Source organism: Cellulosilyticum sp. ST5 (assembly GCF_046529625.1).
GTDB classification, from domain to species: domain Bacteria; phylum Bacillota; class Clostridia; order Lachnospirales; family Cellulosilyticaceae; genus Cellulosilyticum; species Cellulosilyticum lentocellum.
Map to the genome: position 1 here is coordinate 985,048 of NZ_CP132338.1, position 17,269 is coordinate 1,002,316.

General features: G+C 36.5%; 14 protein-coding genes. All 14 read left to right on the forward strand.

Translation table 11 applies throughout. The features are described from left to right. The 14 genes from QTL86_RS04865 (at nt 1) to QTL86_RS04930 (ending at nt 17,219) form a co-directional block, all read left to right on the forward strand. On the forward strand, nt 1-831 hold the full coding sequence (locus QTL86_RS04865; RefSeq protein ID WP_410496685.1) for a PP2C family serine/threonine-protein phosphatase: 831 nt from the start codon (nt 1-3) through the stop codon (nt 829-831). Continuing rightward, nucleotides 812-1,864, forward strand: a complete 1,053-nt coding sequence (locus QTL86_RS04870) for a tetratricopeptide repeat protein (protein ID WP_410496687.1) — start codon at nt 812-814, stop codon at nt 1,862-1,864. The genes QTL86_RS04865 and QTL86_RS04870 overlap by 20 nt, the downstream gene beginning before the upstream one ends. 86 nt (nt 1,865-1,950) lie before the next feature. Continuing rightward, nucleotides 1,951-3,219, forward strand: coding sequence for an ATP phosphoribosyltransferase regulatory subunit (gene hisZ / locus QTL86_RS04875; protein WP_410496689.1), 1,269 nt, complete (start codon nt 1,951-1,953; stop codon nt 3,217-3,219). A 4-nt stretch (nt 3,220-3,223) separates the two neighbouring features. Further along, nucleotides 3,224-3,865 carry an ATP phosphoribosyltransferase gene (gene hisG / locus QTL86_RS04880; protein WP_410496691.1) on the forward strand — a complete coding sequence of 214 codons (642 nt, stop codon included), beginning with the start codon at nt 3,224-3,226 and terminating at the stop codon, nt 3,863-3,865. Beyond that, nucleotides 3,862-5,163 (forward strand): histidinol dehydrogenase, encoded by a 1,302-nt coding sequence (gene hisD, locus QTL86_RS04885; RefSeq protein ID WP_410496692.1) that lies wholly within the window; start codon nt 3,862-3,864, stop codon nt 5,161-5,163. Before hisG ends, hisD begins: the two co-directional genes overlap by 4 nt. Next, nucleotides 5,163-6,206, forward strand: a complete 1,044-nt coding sequence (hisC, locus tag QTL86_RS04890) for a histidinol-phosphate transaminase (RefSeq protein ID WP_410496693.1) — start codon at nt 5,163-5,165, stop codon at nt 6,204-6,206. Before hisD ends, hisC begins: the two co-directional genes overlap by 1 nt. A 97-nt stretch (nt 6,207-6,303) precedes the next feature. Continuing rightward, the gene (locus QTL86_RS04895; RefSeq protein WP_410496694.1) at nt 6,304-7,356 is read left to right on the forward strand and encodes a GNAT family N-acetyltransferase; all 1,053 of its coding nucleotides are present in this window, start codon (nt 6,304-6,306) and stop codon (nt 7,354-7,356) included. A gap of 100 nt (nt 7,357-7,456) precedes the next feature. Further along, on the forward strand, nt 7,457-8,047 hold the full coding sequence (gene hisB / locus QTL86_RS04900) for an imidazoleglycerol-phosphate dehydratase HisB (protein ID WP_127066923.1): 591 nt from the start codon (nt 7,457-7,459) through the stop codon (nt 8,045-8,047). A gap of 1 nt (nt 8,048) precedes the next feature. Continuing rightward, nucleotides 8,049-8,681: an imidazole glycerol phosphate synthase subunit HisH gene (gene hisH / locus QTL86_RS04905; protein ID WP_127066922.1), complete on the forward strand. Its 633-nt coding sequence runs from the start codon at nt 8,049-8,051 to the stop codon at nt 8,679-8,681. Then, nucleotides 8,678-9,394 carry a 1-(5-phosphoribosyl)-5-[(5-phosphoribosylamino)methylideneamino]imidazole-4-carboxamide isomerase gene (gene hisA, locus QTL86_RS04910; protein ID WP_410496695.1) on the forward strand — a complete coding sequence of 239 codons (717 nt, stop codon included), beginning with the start codon at nt 8,678-8,680 and terminating at the stop codon, nt 9,392-9,394. Before hisH ends, hisA begins: the two co-directional genes overlap by 4 nt. Before the next feature lie 727 nt (nt 9,395-10,121). Next, the gene (gene hisF / locus QTL86_RS04915) at nt 10,122-10,883 is read left to right on the forward strand and encodes an imidazole glycerol phosphate synthase subunit HisF (RefSeq protein WP_127066916.1); all 762 of its coding nucleotides are present in this window, start codon (nt 10,122-10,124) and stop codon (nt 10,881-10,883) included. A 30-nt stretch (nt 10,884-10,913) separates the two neighbouring features. Next, on the forward strand, nt 10,914-11,567 hold the full coding sequence (gene hisIE / locus QTL86_RS04920) for a bifunctional phosphoribosyl-AMP cyclohydrolase/phosphoribosyl-ATP diphosphatase HisIE (protein ID WP_127066915.1): 654 nt from the start codon (nt 10,914-10,916) through the stop codon (nt 11,565-11,567). A 183-nt stretch (nt 11,568-11,750) separates the two neighbouring features. Then, complete coding sequence (locus QTL86_RS04925) at nt 11,751-12,746, forward strand: asparaginase (protein ID WP_410496696.1); 996 nt, start codon at nt 11,751-11,753, stop codon at nt 12,744-12,746. Nucleotides 12,747-12,998: 252 nt separating this feature from the next. Then, nucleotides 12,999-17,219 (forward strand): acyl-CoA dehydratase activase-related protein, encoded by a 4,221-nt coding sequence (locus tag QTL86_RS04930; RefSeq protein WP_410496697.1) that lies wholly within the window; start codon nt 12,999-13,001, stop codon nt 17,217-17,219. Nucleotides 17,220-17,269 lie beyond the last annotated feature (50 nt).

Genomic DNA, 17,269 nt, shown 5'->3' on the forward strand with positions numbered 1-17,269 from the left:
ATGAGATGGGAGATGATTAAAGGGTGTGTGACAGGGGCATCTCATATCATAAAACAGATGCCTTGCCAAGATGCCATTAAAACTAACTTTTTTTCACCTAACAGCTTTGTTTGTGCTATAGCAGATGGACATGGGAGTAGTGCCTGTCCTTATAGTGATGAAGGGGCTGAAATAGCAGTATCAGTAGCCCTTGCCGTTATAGAAATACTTATATGGCAAAATGATGAATCTTCCTTATACAGTTTATTACAAAGTATTAAGGAAGTACAATTACCTAGGGCAATTGAGAAAGAGTGGAAAGAACAAATACAGTATCATCACCAACAGAAAGAAAGAGGGGATTATCCTAAAGCAGAACAAATGTGGAAGCTTTATGGTAGTACCCTTATTATTTTATGGGTGATGCCAGACTTTGTTTTTGCTTTGCAGATAGGAGATGGCGATTTATTACAAGTAGATGAAAAAGGTGAAACGAAACGTCTTATTCTAGCAGAGCAGCAATATGGAATAGAAACTTATTCTTTGTGCCAGAAAGAATGCTGGCGTTATTTTAAACACAAACTAATCCCTATTGCTACTCATCAATCACCTTGTTTGTTTCTAATGAGTACAGATGGGTATGCCAATAGTTTTACTAGTGAAAAGGATTTCTTAAGAATTGGAAAAGACTATTTAGAACTACTGAAACATTATGATAGTACTTTGTTAGAGGAAAAACTGCCGGTTTGGTTAAATGAAGCATCAAGTAAGGGAAGTGGGGATGATATTACTTTAGCTGTTATTTATCAAAATCCTATGAGGGGGGAGGAACATGCAAAAACAAATCATTAATCAATTATTAATATTAAAAAAAACTTATGGAGAAGAGCTTTTTAATCAGCCTAAAAGGCTATTAGCTTTTATAAAAGATTACTTTCCTTTTGAAAAAACGCAGCATTATCTTTTAGCACAAAGCATGGCATTTGGTATTTATAAGCGCTTAAGTCAGTGTGATACGAAGCAGTATTTATTAGAAAGACATGAATGTATTCGCATCCTTCATGAAGAGGGAATGATGGATCGTTCTCTAGCAGAAGCGGCAGTAGAGTTGTGGATGGGTTTTATTAAAAAGGAAAAGGGTAATGATACAGTTTTTAGTCAAGATAAATTATTAGGTGAAAAGTTAGGTGAAGCAGCAAGTATCATTAACACGCGTGAAGAACCACATTTGTCTGATAGTTTAAGTACCATTTTACACAAAGCACACAGTTATTATAATGGAGAAGGGGTACAAAGAAATAGTAAGGAAGCCATTAAATGGTATGAGAAAGCTGCAGCTATGGGGCACGTAGAAGCGATGTTAGTTCTAGGAAATATTTATTATATGGGACAAGGCATTTTAAAAGATGATGAAACAGCTTTTAAATGGTATACCAAGGCAGCTGATTTAGGAAGTGCAGCAGCCATGAATTATATAGGAAATATGTATTATGAAGGTAAAGGTATAGAAAAAAATTTAGAAAAGGCTATTCTTTTTTATGAAAAAGCAGCTTGTCAGGGGCATTATACAGCCATGTTTAATATGGGGTATATTTACTATGAAGCGCATATGAAGGGATGGGATGAACCCTTTGAAGTTTATTTAAAAGCAGCATTAGAAGGTGACATAGAAGCCATTAACCATGTAGCTTATAGCTATCACACAGGAAGTGATATAGAGCAAAATTATGAAGAAGCCTTCAAATGGTATCAAATAGCAGCTGCTAAAGATCAACCCTCAGCTATGATTTGGTTAGCTTATTTATATCTGAATGGGCAAGGTGCCCCAAAAGACTACCTTAAGGCCTCGTATTGGTGTGAAAAAGCAATAAAAATGTATGAATAGTTTGTAAAATATTGATTTTTATTAAGGATGAGTTTATACTTACTTTATTAATTTATTACTTTATCATAGTAAAGTGAGGGGAAGCAATGAAGAATTATGCACTGCATATACCAGAGGGTGTAAAGGATTATACAGGAGAAGAAGCAGCTTTAAAAGGGAAAATTCAAGATCAAGTCAAAAAGGTTTTTGAAGGTTATAGTTACCATTGGGTAGAAACACCTACCTTTGAATACTTAAATGTTTTTACAACCGAAAAAGCAGGGTTTCAATCTCCTAGTCTTTATAAATTTGTGAATAGACAAGGTGAAATGTTGGCACTTCGTAGTGATATGACCAGGGCTATAGCAAGAGTCATTGGGATGCAAAAAGCAGAAAGTATGATGCCAAAGCGATATGCTTACATGACCAATAGTTTTAGATATCCTGAACGCTATCAAGGAAAGCTTCATGAGTTTACACAAGCAGGGGTAGAACTGATTGGTAAAAATAGTATAGAAGCGGATGCAGAAGTCATTAAGTTAGCCATTACTGCTTTAAAGAAAGTAGGTGTAACAGACTTTACTGTTCACATTGGTAGTAGTCAATTTTTAAAATGTACTTTAAGTGATTTAGGTTTAGGAGAAGAAGCAGTTGAGAAGGTTTATGAAGCTATCGATCAAAAGAATGCTGTACTACTTAAAGATGTCTTGCAGGAGGCTATTAAAGATGAAGAAACATTAGCTTTATTATTGGAGCTTATTGAGTGTGCAGGTCATATTGACTTACTTCGTAGTGTAAAGAAAAAAATGAATAGCCCTCAAGCAGTCAAAGCTTTAGATGAAATGGAGCAGCTCTATGAACTGCTAGAGGATTACGGTGTAAGTGAATCTATTTTATTTAATTTCAGCTTATTATCTTATGGTAATTATTATACAGGTATGATGTTTCAAGTGTTCACACCTTATATTGGAACAGCTATTGTAGAAGGTGGACGTTATGACCATCTGCTTGAAGAGTTTGGAAAAGATTTGCCAGCGGTAGGGTTTGGTATGCATATGAACGCTATTTTGCAGCGCCTGATTAAGCAAAAACCTCTTACACCACTATATAGTAAATGTACGTTAGTAGTAGCTAATAAACAAACAAGAAAGATTTGTTATGAAGTCAGTGATCATCATCGTGAAAGTGGCATGGTGATAGAAAATAGTTTTACAGATAACATTGAAGAAGCAAAGGCTTATGCTAAAGCAGTTGGTATGGGTGGCATACTTCATTACAAAGATTACAATAAAGTAGATGTGTATAACTTAGCAGAAGGCACTGTTCAGGAAGCAACTATTAACGAACTCTATAGAGTGGAGAATGAGAGGGGGTAATTACATGAATCAAATTACTTTTGCCCTTGCAAAAGGGAGATTAGCAGAAAAAGCAATGGATGTATTAAAGGAATTAGGTATTAGCTGCAAAGAGATGGAAGAAGAAAGCCGCAAACTTTTATTTACAAGTGATGATGGTCGGTATCGTTTCTTTTTATCCAAGGCATCTGATGTACCTACCTATGTAGATCATGGTGTAGCAGATATAGGCATTGTAGGAAAAGACACGATATTAGAAGAAAATAGAGCTGTTTATGAAGTGATTGATTTAGGCTTTGGGGCTTGTAAAATGGCAGTAGCAGGTAAGCCAGAGAAAAAGGCACTTCTAGAAAGTGGTGGTCTCATTCGTGTTGCCACAAAGTATCCTTCTATTGCTAAGCGCTATTTTGAAAAAACTAATAGGCCAGTAGAAATTATTAAACTTCATGGCTCAGTAGAGCTAGGACCTATTGTAGGTTTATCAGATGTGATTGTTGATATTGTAGAGAGTGGTAAAACTTTGGTAGAGAATGGCTTGGTTGTATTAGAAGATATCGAACCTTTATCAGCACGCTGTATTGTGAATACGGCTAGTTTAAAAGTAAAGCATAGTGAGATAAGGCGTCTATTAAATGATATTGAAAAGAAAATGGAGGAGCGCAAATGATTCAAATCATAGAAACCATAGAAGCAAAAGAAGCTTTTTTGAAGAAACTTGAAGTAAGAGGCAATATGGATACAGGGGAATATGCTTTAGCTGCTAAAAAAATAGTAGATCGTGTACGTAGTGAAAAAGATGCTGCTCTTTTCGAATATACAGCCATGTGGGACTGCCCAGAGATTCATGCAGGTAATGTCAAGGTAAGTGTAGAAGATATGAAAGCTGCTTATGATACCTTAGAGTCGGAGCTTCAAGAAGCCATTACACTTTCAGCAGCGCGTATTGAAAGCTTCCATCAAAAGCAAAAACAAAACACATGGATTGATGTGAAAGAAAATGGTGAAATATTAGGCCAACGCGTCACACCTCTAGAAAAAGTAGGCGTATATGTACCAGGAGGTAAGGCAGCTTATCCTTCTTCTGTATTAATGAATGTGATTCCTGCAAAGGTAGCTGGCGTAGAGCGTATTGTGATGGTAACACCAGCTTCTAAGGATGGTCAGTTAACTAAGGAAGTGTTAGCAGCTGCTTATATTGCAGGGGTGACAGAAGTTTATAAAATTGGAGGGGCACAAGCCATAGCCGCCCTCGCTTTTGGAACTGAGACGATTCCAAAGGTGGACAAAATAGTAGGGCCAGGCAATATTTATGTGACTTTAGCCAAAAGAGAAGTATTTGGTTATGTGAATATTGATTCGATCGCAGGACCTAGTGAAATTTTAATCGTGGCTGATGAAAGTGCTAACCCTACCTTCGTAGCAGCAGACTTATTATCACAAGCAGAGCATGATCAGCTAGCTTCAGCAGTGCTTATTACAACTAGCAAGGCATTAGCAGAAAAAGTACAAAAAGAAGTGGCACGCTTTTATGAAATCATGCCACGCCAAGAGATTTTAAGTGCTTCTTTAGCAAACTATTGTGCCATTGTGATTGAGCCTAGTATGGAAAGTGCCTGTGAACTTGCCAATGCCATTGCACCAGAACACCTAGAACTAGCAGTAACGGCACCTTTTGAAGTTTTAACACGTATTAAAAATGCAGGGGCTATTTTCTTAGGCCATTATACACCAGAACCAGTAGGTGATTATATGGCAGGTCCTAATCATGTTTTACCTACTAATGGTACTGCTAGATTTTTCTCACCTTTAGGGGTAGATGATTTTATTAAAAAAAGCAGTATTTTATCTTTTACAAAAGAAGCCTTAATGCCGATTGGAAAATCAATTGTACGTTTTGCAGAAAGTGAAAGATTATTTGCTCATGCATTATCAGTTCAAGTTCGTTTAGATGAGGAAGTGAAATAATGGTTAAATTTTTAAGAGAACGTTTTGCTACTATGGCACCTTATCATTCAGCTTATTTGACAGAAGGGGTTATTTTGAATTCTAATGAAAGTCCTTATAGCGTACCAGAAGAGTTAGTGACTTATATGAAAGAACGTGTAGGGGATTTATTAGTGAATCGTTACCCCGATACAGATAGCTTAGAATTAGCAAATGCAGTGGCAAAAGTCTATGATGTAAAGATAGAAAATGTGGTATGTGGTGTAGGGTCAGATGAACTCATTGACTGTATATTAGGGAGTACTTTAGAAGATGGTGACAAGGTATTGATGCCTTATCCCTCCTTTAGTATGTATAGTCAGTTTACTCAGCTCAATAGTGGGCAAATGATTAAAGTACCTTTGAAATCAGATTTTACATATGATGTGACGGCTATTAAAGAAGTGGTATGCAAGGAGCAGCCTAAAGTCATTTTTCTTTGCAATCCTAACAATCCAACGGGCTGTATTTTTACTAGAGATGAAATAAGAAGTATTTTAGAAGTAGCAAAAGGGCTTGTAGTGGTAGATGAAGCTTATGCTGAGTTTAGTGAAAAAGAAATTTCGATGATTCCTTATGTGAATGATTATGACAATCTTATCGTTTTAAAAACCTTTTCTAAAGCTTATGCCTTAGCTGGGGCCAGAGTGGGGTATGGCATTGCTTGTGAAGCTGTGATTAACCTGATTAACACAGTTAGACCACCTTATAATGTGAATATTTTCTCGCAAGCTATAGGAACATGGGCTATAGAGCACCGTGACATCTTTTTAGAAAATGCAAGGCGCATTGTAGATAATAGAAAGATGTTAGAACAAGGACTAAGGAATTTAGGACTTAAGCCTTATCCATCAGAAGCTAACTTTATATGGCTGACTTTACCAGAGGGTGTTTTTGAAGCCTTAGAAGAAAAACATATTTATATTCGTAAGATGAAGATAGATGGCAGCATTTATTATCGTATTAATGCTGGAACACCAGAAGAGAATAATAAACTTTTAGAAGCGCTTAAAGTACTCGTATAATGATGGACGATGACTTAAAAGGAGACGATGAAGTACATTTTATTAATGACTTAACACGTAGACTGTTTATGATATTAAGCACATACGGGGGGAAATAATGGAGAATATCATCATACGTCAAATGCAAGCTGATGAAGCCAAAGCAGTTCATAAGATTGGTAAAAAAGCTTTTACTGGGCTAGAAAGCTTATGGGTAGCAAAACCAAAACAGGCCTTAGTTGCTGTAAAAGATGGAAAAATTGCAGGGGCTATTCTATACAAATTTATAAAAGCTGGTGGCAGAAAAATTGGCTATGTAGATTATGCTTTTGTAGACCGTGATTATCACAATCAAGGAATTGGGAATGTGCTTTATAAAGGTGCTACCGAGTATTTATGGGAGCAGGGATGTGACGCACTGACTGCACTGGTGAAGGATGATAATGTAGGGTCTTGGGGGTTATTCGAAAAAAATGGTTTTGCTAGAACAAGTTTTGTGAACCTTGCTAAGCAATTTGGATTTTTAGGTGCACTAAAACAATATTTTACTACCCCATTTTGTTTTGCTATTGGTATGGATTATTATGTGGCAACAAAAAATCAGGAAAATGTAGTTAGTACGCCTAATAGCATTAAACAGCTTTTAGCCTTCTTTTTAATCAATGCCTTGTTGTTTAGTGTTACCTCGCTACGTGGGTTAAAATATGACATAACAATTTTGGTTGTCTATCTTATGCTATTGCTATTGACTACGACTACAGAATTTATAGGTACTAGATGCTCATCAGAGCGTCATTGGACATTTAGGCTTACTAGTGGGGGGACTTTAACTTGTGTTTTCGTTAATATTGGGTCACTGTTTCCGATGATTGGTAACTGGTATCCTGAGCGTTATGAAAGAACGAAAGCTTTTAGAAAAGCAATGGGAATGACTGCTTTGGTAAGCTGGATAGCTTTACTTATTCTAACAGCGTTCTTAGTTTTTAGTAGGAGTCAGGGTATGATTGCTTCTGCTGCCAAGCAAGTGGGCATCTATTTATTGATTTATCGTATGATCCCTATTTATCCGTTTGAGTCTTTCGGTAGCAAAAGAGTTTATGATTGGAATAAAGGGATTTATGTCGTGATGGCACTTGCTACATTAGTAGTGATTATTTGCTCTTCTATTTGAATATAAGAAGGCATCGACTTAATGCAAATCACCTAAATGGTACAGGATGTTAGCAAGTTCCTTGTGGTTTAAATAAGATTTTAGTAAAAGGAGGCAAAATATGAGAAGTGCCCAGATTAAAAGAGATACAGCAGAAACGAAGATTACGCTCAGCTTAAATATTGATGGAGAAGGAAAAACAGACATCCATACAGGGATTGGCTTCTTTGATCATATGCTTACTCACATAGGGAAGCATTCTTTAAGTGATTTAAAGGTAAATGCAATAGGAGACATCGAAATTGATTGTCATCATACGGTAGAAGATACAGGGATTGTACTAGGGCAGGCTTTTAAAGCAGCACTTGGAAATAAGGAAGGGATTAACCGTTATGGTCATGCCATTGTACCTATGGATGAAGCATTAGTACTTTGTGCCGTGGACCTTTCAGGAAGACCTTATGTGGATGTAGACACACCCTTTACCATTGATCGTTTAGGGGATTTTGATACAGAAATGGTAGAAGAATTTTTTAGAGCAGTGGCTGTTCATGCAGGCATTAACTTGCACATTCAAGTAATAAGAGGTAAAAACAATCATCATATCATAGAAGGCATGTGCAAAGCCTTTGCTAAAGCTATGTTAGATGCTATGAGCTTTAATCCTCGTATTAAAGGAGTGCCTTCTACCAAAGGCATGTTGGAGGTGTAGAATGACTATAGCAATTATTGATTATGGCATGGGTAATCTAAAGAGTGTTAAAAAGGCTTTTGCCGCCTTGGATTTTAACGCAGAAATTACAGCGGATCCAGAAATGATTTTAAAAGCAGATAAGGTAGTTTTACCAGGGGTAGGAGCCTTTAGAGATGCTATTGCAGAACTAAATATCAGTGGTTTAGCCGAGGCTACTAAAGAAGTGGTGAAAAAAGGGACTCCATTACTGGGCATTTGCCTTGGTATGCAGCTTTTATTTGACAAAAGCTATGAATATGGTACCTATGAAGGGCTAGGTCTATTACCAGGAGAAATCGTGAAAATGACAGCCGAAGAAATGAGAGATGAAAAAGGAGAAAGCTTAAAAATTCCTCACATGGGTTGGAATAATCTAGAGCTTGTAAAAAAAGACCCCTTATTTACAGGTTTAGAACAAGGCAGTAGTGTTTACTTTGTTCATTCCTATTATTTGGAAACTCCTGCTGATGTAGTAAGTGCTTATACAACCTATGGTAAACGTATAGCTGTGGCAGCTCAAAAAGAGAATATCTTTGCTACTCAGTTTCACCCAGAAAAAAGCGGCCTAGTAGGACTTCAAATACTGAAGAATTTCGGAGGAATGAAAGCATGAAACTTTACCCAGCAATTGATTTAAAAGATGGCAATTGTGTCAGATTACTTCAAGGCGATTATAATGAAGTTACAATATACGGTAATAGCCCAGCTGAAATGGCGAAGAAATGGGAAAGTCTAGGGGGAGATTATTTACATATCGTAGACTTAGATGGGGCTAAAGAAGGAAAAGGCATCAATGAAAAAGCTGTTCGTGATATTGTAGCAGCAGTTGAGATTCCTATTGAATTAGGTGGGGGGATTCGCACCATAGAAGATATTAAATGCCAATTAGATAGAGGTGTAGATCGGGTTATTTTAGGAAGTGCTGCTATTAAAAATAAAGCACTTGTTAAAGAAGCTATTGAGACTTTTGGTCCTGACAAAATTGTAGTGGGGGTAGATGCCAAAGGTGGTAAAGTAGCGATTGAAGGCTGGTTAGAAGTAACGGATACCACTGCGCTCGGCTTTTGTAAGGAACTAGAGGCTATGGGTGTTAAAACAGTGATTTACACCGATATTGCAAAGGATGGTATGATGCAAGGCCCTAATGTGGAAGAAACAGCTAAGCTAGTTGAAGCAACCCATTTAGACATTATTGCTTCAGGTGGTGTATCTAGTATCGAAGATTTAGAAAAATTAGAGGCCATTCATGTGCATGGGGCTATTATTGGGAAGGCTTTATACATTGGAGCCATTGATTTAGAAGAAGCAGTAAGACGTTTTAAATAGGCAGCCATCTTTACTAAGTTATGGTGTTATAATTCAAACCTTAGTGCATGCTGATGAGACTTCTAGGTGAATCAAGATTTCCTATAGGCATAGTAAAAAGAGCCCAATGATCCGATAAATCATTAGGCCCTTTTTACTTGTTCCAGCTATTCGTTAGTAGCTTTTACATACGGATACCAATAGCCTACAAAAGGGCATAGGTGTAGCTCCTCAGTACACCCTGTACTTTAGAGGCTAAAGAGATCTGTTATAAAAGCTTAAACGAAGAGTGAGGAGCTCTTATCGTCTTAGCCGGTGCACCCTTGTGATAGGAAACTAAGGCTTTAAGACTCTGGTTTAAAACTTTATTTGGTAATGCTACGTATAAAAACATTTAAAACAACTTATAAGTGGCGCCTTCCTTGCAGCGCACCAGTGAACATCTTCCTTAAGTCCAGAGGTACCTATAACAATAGATTGAGACTTGGCTGACCCGGTCAGTTCCTCAGGTTGAAGCTGTGGTAATTATGCCGTGGGAAGTTATTTATTCTGTTTTTACACTTATATATATGTAGTCAAGCAGCCGAATCCCTAAAAGACACTAAAATATTTTGAAATTATTTTTAATTAACTTGACAATAGTATATAATATGATTGAGTAGTTCACATTTCTCTAGAGTTCAGAGGGGTTTATAAAGGTGAAGATATAGAGGGTTATTACATTATTAAAATAGAGGAGGAAGAAGAGATGCTAAGTAAACGTATTATTCCTTGCCTTGATGTAAAATCAGGAAGAGTGGTTAAAGGTGTTAACTTTGTCAATCTCATAGATGCAGGTGATCCAGTAAAGGTAGCCAAGGCCTATAGTGATGCAGGGGCAGACGAAGTTGTTTTTCTAGATATAACGGCTTCTTCTGATGAAAGAAATATTATTTTAGATGTAGTGGAAAGAACAGCTGAGGAAGTCTTTATTCCTCTGACAGTAGGTGGAGGTATTAGAAATTTAGAAGATATTCGTAATATTTTAAATGCTGGTGCAGATAAGATTTCTATGAATTCCGCGGCTATTAAGGATCCGGATTTAATTAATCAGGGAGCTGAACGATTTGGTAATCAATGTATTGTAGTAGCTATTGATGCCAAAAGAGTGGATTGGGGTAGTGGCTTTGAGGTTTACATACATGGCGGCCGTATTCCAACTGGCATTGATGCTGTAGAATGGGCCAAAGAAGCAGAAAGAAGAGGGGCTGGAGAAATCCTTTTGACCAGTATGGATTGCGATGGCACTAAAGCAGGATATGATTTAGACTTAACAAGGGCTATTAGTGAAGCCGTAGGAATTCCTGTGATTGCTTCAGGTGGGGCAGGTACCATGGCACATTTTCTAGAAGCTTTTGAGGAAGGAAAAGCAGATGCAGCTTTAGCTGCTTCGTTATTTCATTTTAAAGAATTAGAGATTAATGACTTAAAACACTATTTGCAGGAGAAAGGCATACCAGTGAGATTATAAGAAATGGTATGACTATTATGGGAGGTTGACATGAATAAAGAAGAACTTTTAAAAGCCGTTAAATATGATGAAAAAGGTTTAGTACCTGTGATTGCACAAGATTATCATTCCAAAAAGGTGAGAATGATGGCTTATATGAATGAAGAAGCTTTGCTTAAAACCCTAGAAACAGGGAAGGTACATTACTTTAGCCGTAGTCGTCAGGCACTTTGGTTAAAAGGAGAAACTTCTTCTCACTATCAGTACTTAAAACAAATCAGTGTTGATTGCGATGGAGATACCCTTTTACTTCAAATTGAGCAAGCAGGAGGTATTTCTTGTCACACAGGTAACTCAAGTTGCTTTTATAGAGAACTAACTGAAGAAGTGGTGGAAGCTGAGCGTGAAGCAGTTACCTTAAAAAGTGATGATTCTATGCTGGGAGAACTTTATAGCACCATTATGCAGCGTAAAGAGCATCCCAAGGAAGGGTCTTATACCAACTACTTATTAGATAAAGGACTTAATAAAATCCTAAAAAAAGTGGGAGAAGAGTGCACAGAGGTCATTATTGCAGCAAAAGATGAAGATAATAAAGAACTCACTTTTGAAATTGCAGATTTAATGTACCATTTAACAGTTATGATGGCACAAAAAGGCTTAACTTGGGAAGAAGTTAGTGTAGAATTAGCTCAAAGAAAATAACAGGAAATAGGGTATGAAATGTATAGAAATTTCATACCCTATTTTTATGCAAAGAATAGTAAAAGTATGCTTATTGGAGCAGAAAGCAAGAAAATGACCTAAAGATGCAATGAATGAAGCTTAATGATAGGATTAATATATGGTATAATAAGGAAAACTAAGTGTAAACATAAGGAGAACATCATGAATAAGCCTAAAGTATGTATATTTTTTACAGGTGGAACGATTTCAATGACTGTAGATGAGGAAATAGGTGCGGCTATTCCTACCTTATCTGGAGAGCAAATTCTTTCCATGGTTTCCAATATTGATAAGTTAGCAGATATTGAGGTGGTGAATTTTAGTGAAATTCCAGGACCTCATATGACTTTTGATAAACTATTAGAACTGAAAAAGCTCATTACAGCTAAGCTAGATGAAGAAGCTATTAGTGGTGTCATTGTTACTCATGGTACAGATAGCTTAGAAGAAACAGCTTACTTTTTAGATTTAACAATCCATCATGAAAAACCTATTGTCGTCGTAGGTGCCATGAGAAATAGCTCAGAACTGGGTTATGACGGCTCCAGTAATTTGGCCGCTGCTGTTTGTACAGCAGTTTCAGAAAAAGCACGTCATTTAGGGGTATTAGTTGTGCTTAATAACGAGGTTAATTCAGCAGCAGAGGTCACTAAAACCAATACGTTATCTCTCAACACCTTCCAATCACCTTATGGTCCACTTGGAATTATTGATACCAATGACCTTATTTTATATAGAGACTTAGCTTTTAGACAACACATTGATACAGATAGTGTGGAGAGAAGAGTTGATCTTATTAAAACCGTATTAGATATGGATGATCGCCTTGTGAGAAGTGCCGTGGATTTAGGTGCAGTAGGCATTGTAATAGAAGCTATGGGAAGAGGAAATGTACCTCTTAAAGTACTAGAAGGTATACGTTATGCCATTAGCAAAGGAGTCATCGTTGTTATTGTGTCGAGATGTCAGTCAGGGCGTGTGTTAGAAAGCTATGGCTACGAAGGTGGTGGCAAAGAACTCTCTGATATGGGTGTTATTATGGGAAGTGATATGAGGGGACAAAAAGCGAGGTTAAAGTTGATGTTGGCTTTAACAAAAACGCAAGATGTTACTTTAATTCGTGAATTATTTAAAGAGAAGAATTATATTCTTTCGTAATAGATAGGTTAATAGCAAAGTTATCTTAAAAGAGGCTATCATGCGGCATAAGTTCTATATTTTATAGGATTTATGCCGCATTATTTTTGGAGATGGCTCGAAATAAAATCGAATTTTGTATTTTATCAGCAAATAATATAGTGTTAAAATTTCAATAATGTATTAGTAATTTATTGAAAATGTTATATAATAAGAAATGATAAACATAGAGAATATATTATAAGTAGAGTTAAAGAACAAAAGGAGTAGTATATGAACAGAAAGCTAAATTTGGGGATAGATGTTGGATCAACAACTATCAAGCTTGTTTATTTAAATGAACAAGATGAAATAGTTTATTCTAAATATGAAAGGCACTTTTCGGATGTAAAAACCACATTAGAAAGGCTATTAAAAGAAAGTTTTATAGCCTTAGGTAGTGTACAGGTAAAGATTGTTAGTACAGGTTCAGGTGCTATGGAAATAGCTTCTCTTCTAAAACTCAAATTTGTACAGGAAGTTATTGCGTGTACCAAAGCTGTAGAAACCTATATAGAAGATGTTAATGTAGCTATTGAATTAGGGGGTGAAGATGGAAAGATTACCTATTTTGAGAGTAGTTTAGAACAGCGTATGAATAGTAGTTGTGCTGGTGGTACAGGTGCTTTTATTGATCAAATGGCTACGCTTTTAGAAACAGATGCTATGGGGCTCAATGAAATGGCAAAATCCTATCATGTGATTTACCCAATAGCTGCAAGGTGTGGTGTTTTTGCGAAGACAGATGTTCAACCTCTTATCAACGAAGGTGTAGCCAAAGAAGATATTGCTACTTCTATTTTTCAAGCTGTTGTTAATCAAACCATTAGTGTTTTAGCTTGTGGAAAGCCTATTAAAGGGAAAGTGGCATTTTTAGGTGGACCATTACACTTTTTATCAGAGCTTAGAAAACGTTTCGTTGAAACACTAAAACTCACAGAGGATGAAGTTGTTGTGCCTGAGAAACCAGAGCTTTTTGTAGCTATAGGTGCAGCTTTACTTGCTAATAAAGAAGAGGCTATAGATTTAGAAATGCTTATAAAAGACTTGCATCATATGAGTAGTGATACAGGAATCAGGCAAACGCTAGAGCCTCTTTTTAAATCAGAACAAGAGATTATAGCCTTTAGAGAGAGACACCAAAAGTGGCAAGTGAAAAAAGGAGACCTTTCATCCTATAAAGGAGAAGCTTTTTTAGGAATAGATGCAGGCTCTACTACAACGAAGATAGCACTGATTGGGTCAGATAATGAGCTTTTATATTCTTTTTATGGTAGTAATAAAGGAGACCCACTTAAATTAGTTAAAGAACAATTAATGGTTTTATACGATAGCTTACCAGAACAAGTACATATTGAGTCTTCCTGTGTGACAGGATATGGGGAGGCACTTATTCAAAATACTTTTAAAGTTACTCATGGAGAAGTAGAGACCATTGCCCATTATAGAGGTGCTAAAGCATTTTCTAATCAAGTTAGTTTCATCTTAGATATTGGTGGACAAGATATGAAGTGCATTAAGATTAGAGATGGTGTTGTACAATCTGTTATTTTAAACGAGGCTTGTTCTTCTGGTTGTGGCTCATTTATTGAAATGTTAAGTACTTCCTTAGGGATTAGTGTTGAAGATTTTAGTGAAAAAGCATTATTAGCGAACAAACCAGTAGATCTTGGTACACGTTGTACAGTATTTATGAATTCTAAAGTAAAAGAAGCACAAAAAGAAGGCGCAGCAATCGGCGATATTTCGGCAGGCCTTTCTTATTCTGTTATTAAGAATGCTTTATATAAGGTAATTAAGTTACGTACAGCTGAAGATATACAAGGTGATGTGGTTGTACAAGGAGGGACATTCTATAATGAGGCCGTATTAAGAGCGATGGAATTAACCTTAGGACGTGAGGTTGTAAGGCCTGATATCTGTGGATTAATGGGCGCTTATGGTGCAGCACTTCTAGCAAAAGAAAGAAAGTCAGAAGCACCTCATCAGCTTTTAAATAAAGAAGCATTACTTCATTTAGAAATAAAGAAAACGCCTACACGCTGTAAAGGGTGCGAAAATAAATGTCTTCTTACAGTCAATACGTTAAATGATGGTAGAAAATTTATTTATGGTAATCGTTGCGAAAAACCATTAGGTCATGTAACAAGCAAAAAAGAGTTGCCTAATTTATTTAACTATAAATATGAGCGCTTATTTGCTTATGAGTCATTAAGTACGGAGATGGCAACAAGAGGAACTGTAGGTTTGCCACGTGTGCTTAATTTATATGAAAATTATCCATTTTGGCATACCTTCTTTACTAAGCTTGGGTTTAAAGTACAACTTTCATCTAGGTCAAGTAAAAAGATTTATGAAAAAGGAATCTCAACGATTCCATCAGAATCAGTTTGTTATCCGGGAAAATTAACTCATGGGCATATTGTAGACTTAATTGAGCAAGGGGTTTCATTTATCTTTTATCCTTGTATTCCCTATGAGAAAAAAGAAGACCAAACAGCAGATAACCATTATAACTGTCCAATAGTAACGTCTTATCCAGAAGTGATTAAAAATAATATGGATGAGTTAAAAGAAGCCAATGTATTATTCATGCATCCATTTTTAAACTTAGATTCACCTCAAGGTGTGCTTAAGCAAATGACTAAAGCTATGGAAAGTTTTGAGATTCCTAAAAAGGAAATGGCAGCAGCTATAAAAGCAGCTTATGATGAGCAAGAAGCTTTTAGAAAGGATATAGCTGATAAAGGTGATGAAACACTTGCTTTTATAAAGGAAAAAGGACTACAGGGAATAGTAGTAAGCGGGAGACCTTATCACTTAGACCCAGAAATTAATCATGGCCTTACAGAACTCATTACAGCAGAAGGATTAGTTGTTTTAACAGAGGATTCAGTAGCACATTTAGCTGAAATAGAGAGACCTATTCGTGTGTTAGATCAATGGGCCTATCATAATCGCCTTTATAGAGCAGCGCATTTTGTATGTACTAGAGATGATTTAGAGCTTATGCAAGTGACTTCTTTCGGCTGTGGATTAGATGCAGTAACAGCTGATCAAGTTCAAGAAATTTTAGAGGGCTCAGGTAAAATCTATACACTTATTAAAATTGACGAAGGTGCTAATTTAGGCGCTATTAAAATTCGTATACGTTCTTTAAAAGCTGCAATTGCTGAACGTAAAAAGCTAGCAGAGAAGGTAGTCATCCCTGTTAGTGATGAAAGGATTATCTTTACTAAAGAAATGAGAAAAGACCATACTATTCTGGTACCACAAATGGCACCCATACAGTTTCAGTTTTTAGAAGCTGCCTTTAATAGTAGTGGGTATCAGGTTAAAGTATTAGAAAAAGTGTGCCCACAAGATGTAGAAGAGGGTCTTAAATATGTTAATAATGATGCCTGCTATCCTGCAATCATTGTTATTGGTCAGATGCTAAGAGCACTCAAAAGTGGTGCAGTAGACCCACATCATACTTCCCTTATTATTACGCAAACAGGTGGTGGATGTCGCGCTTCTAACTACATTAGTTTCTTAAGAAAGGCTTTAAAGGATAGTGGACTAAGCTATGTACCCGTTATTTCTTTGAGTGCACAAGGTTTAGAGGCTCATCCTGGTGTTAAATTGACTTTGGGACTTGCTAATAAAGCTGTTATGGGCATCTTATATGGCGATTTACTCATGCGTGTTTTATATCGCGTAAGGCCATATGAAGCTGTACCAGGCTCTGCTAATGCCTTGTATGAAAAATGGTGTCGTATAGGAAAAGAAAATGTAGCTACAGGTAACCAGCAACACTTTAAGAAGAATGTTGAACAATTAATTCATGAATTTGATACATTGCCTTTGACGGATGTAAAGAAACCAAGAGTTGGTTTAGTAGGAGAGATTTTAGTTAAGTTCCATCCTTATGCTAATAATGAAGTGGTGGAAACCATCGAAGCAGAAGGTGGAGAAGCCGTCATGCCAGATCTTTTAGATTTCTTCTATTATTGTGCGTACAATAGTAAATTTAAATATAATGAACTGAGTAAGCCTATCCAGGGATTAATAGGGGCAGAGGCGCTTATGTACTATTTGGATCATAAGCGAAAACCTATAGTAAAAGCACTAGAGAAGAGTCAGCGATTTACCGCTCCCCATAGTATAGAACATTTAGCACAGATTGCTAGTAAAGTCATGTCTCTTGGACATCAAATGGGGGAAGGTTGGTTTTTAACAGGGGAAATTATTAGTTTAATAGAAGATGGTGCTAATAATGTGGTGTGTATGCAACCTTTTGGTTGCCTACCTAATCATGTAACAGGAAAAGGGATGGTAAAAGAACTGAGACGTGTTTATCCATTATCCAATGTGGTAACAGTAGATTATGATCCAGGAGCTTCTCATGTCAATCAACTTAATCGCATTAAGTTAATGATGGCAACTGCTTTTAAAAACCTTTCAAAAGTATAACTTACATAGAACAGACCTTGCATAACAGGTCTGTTTTTTGTATTTTTAAT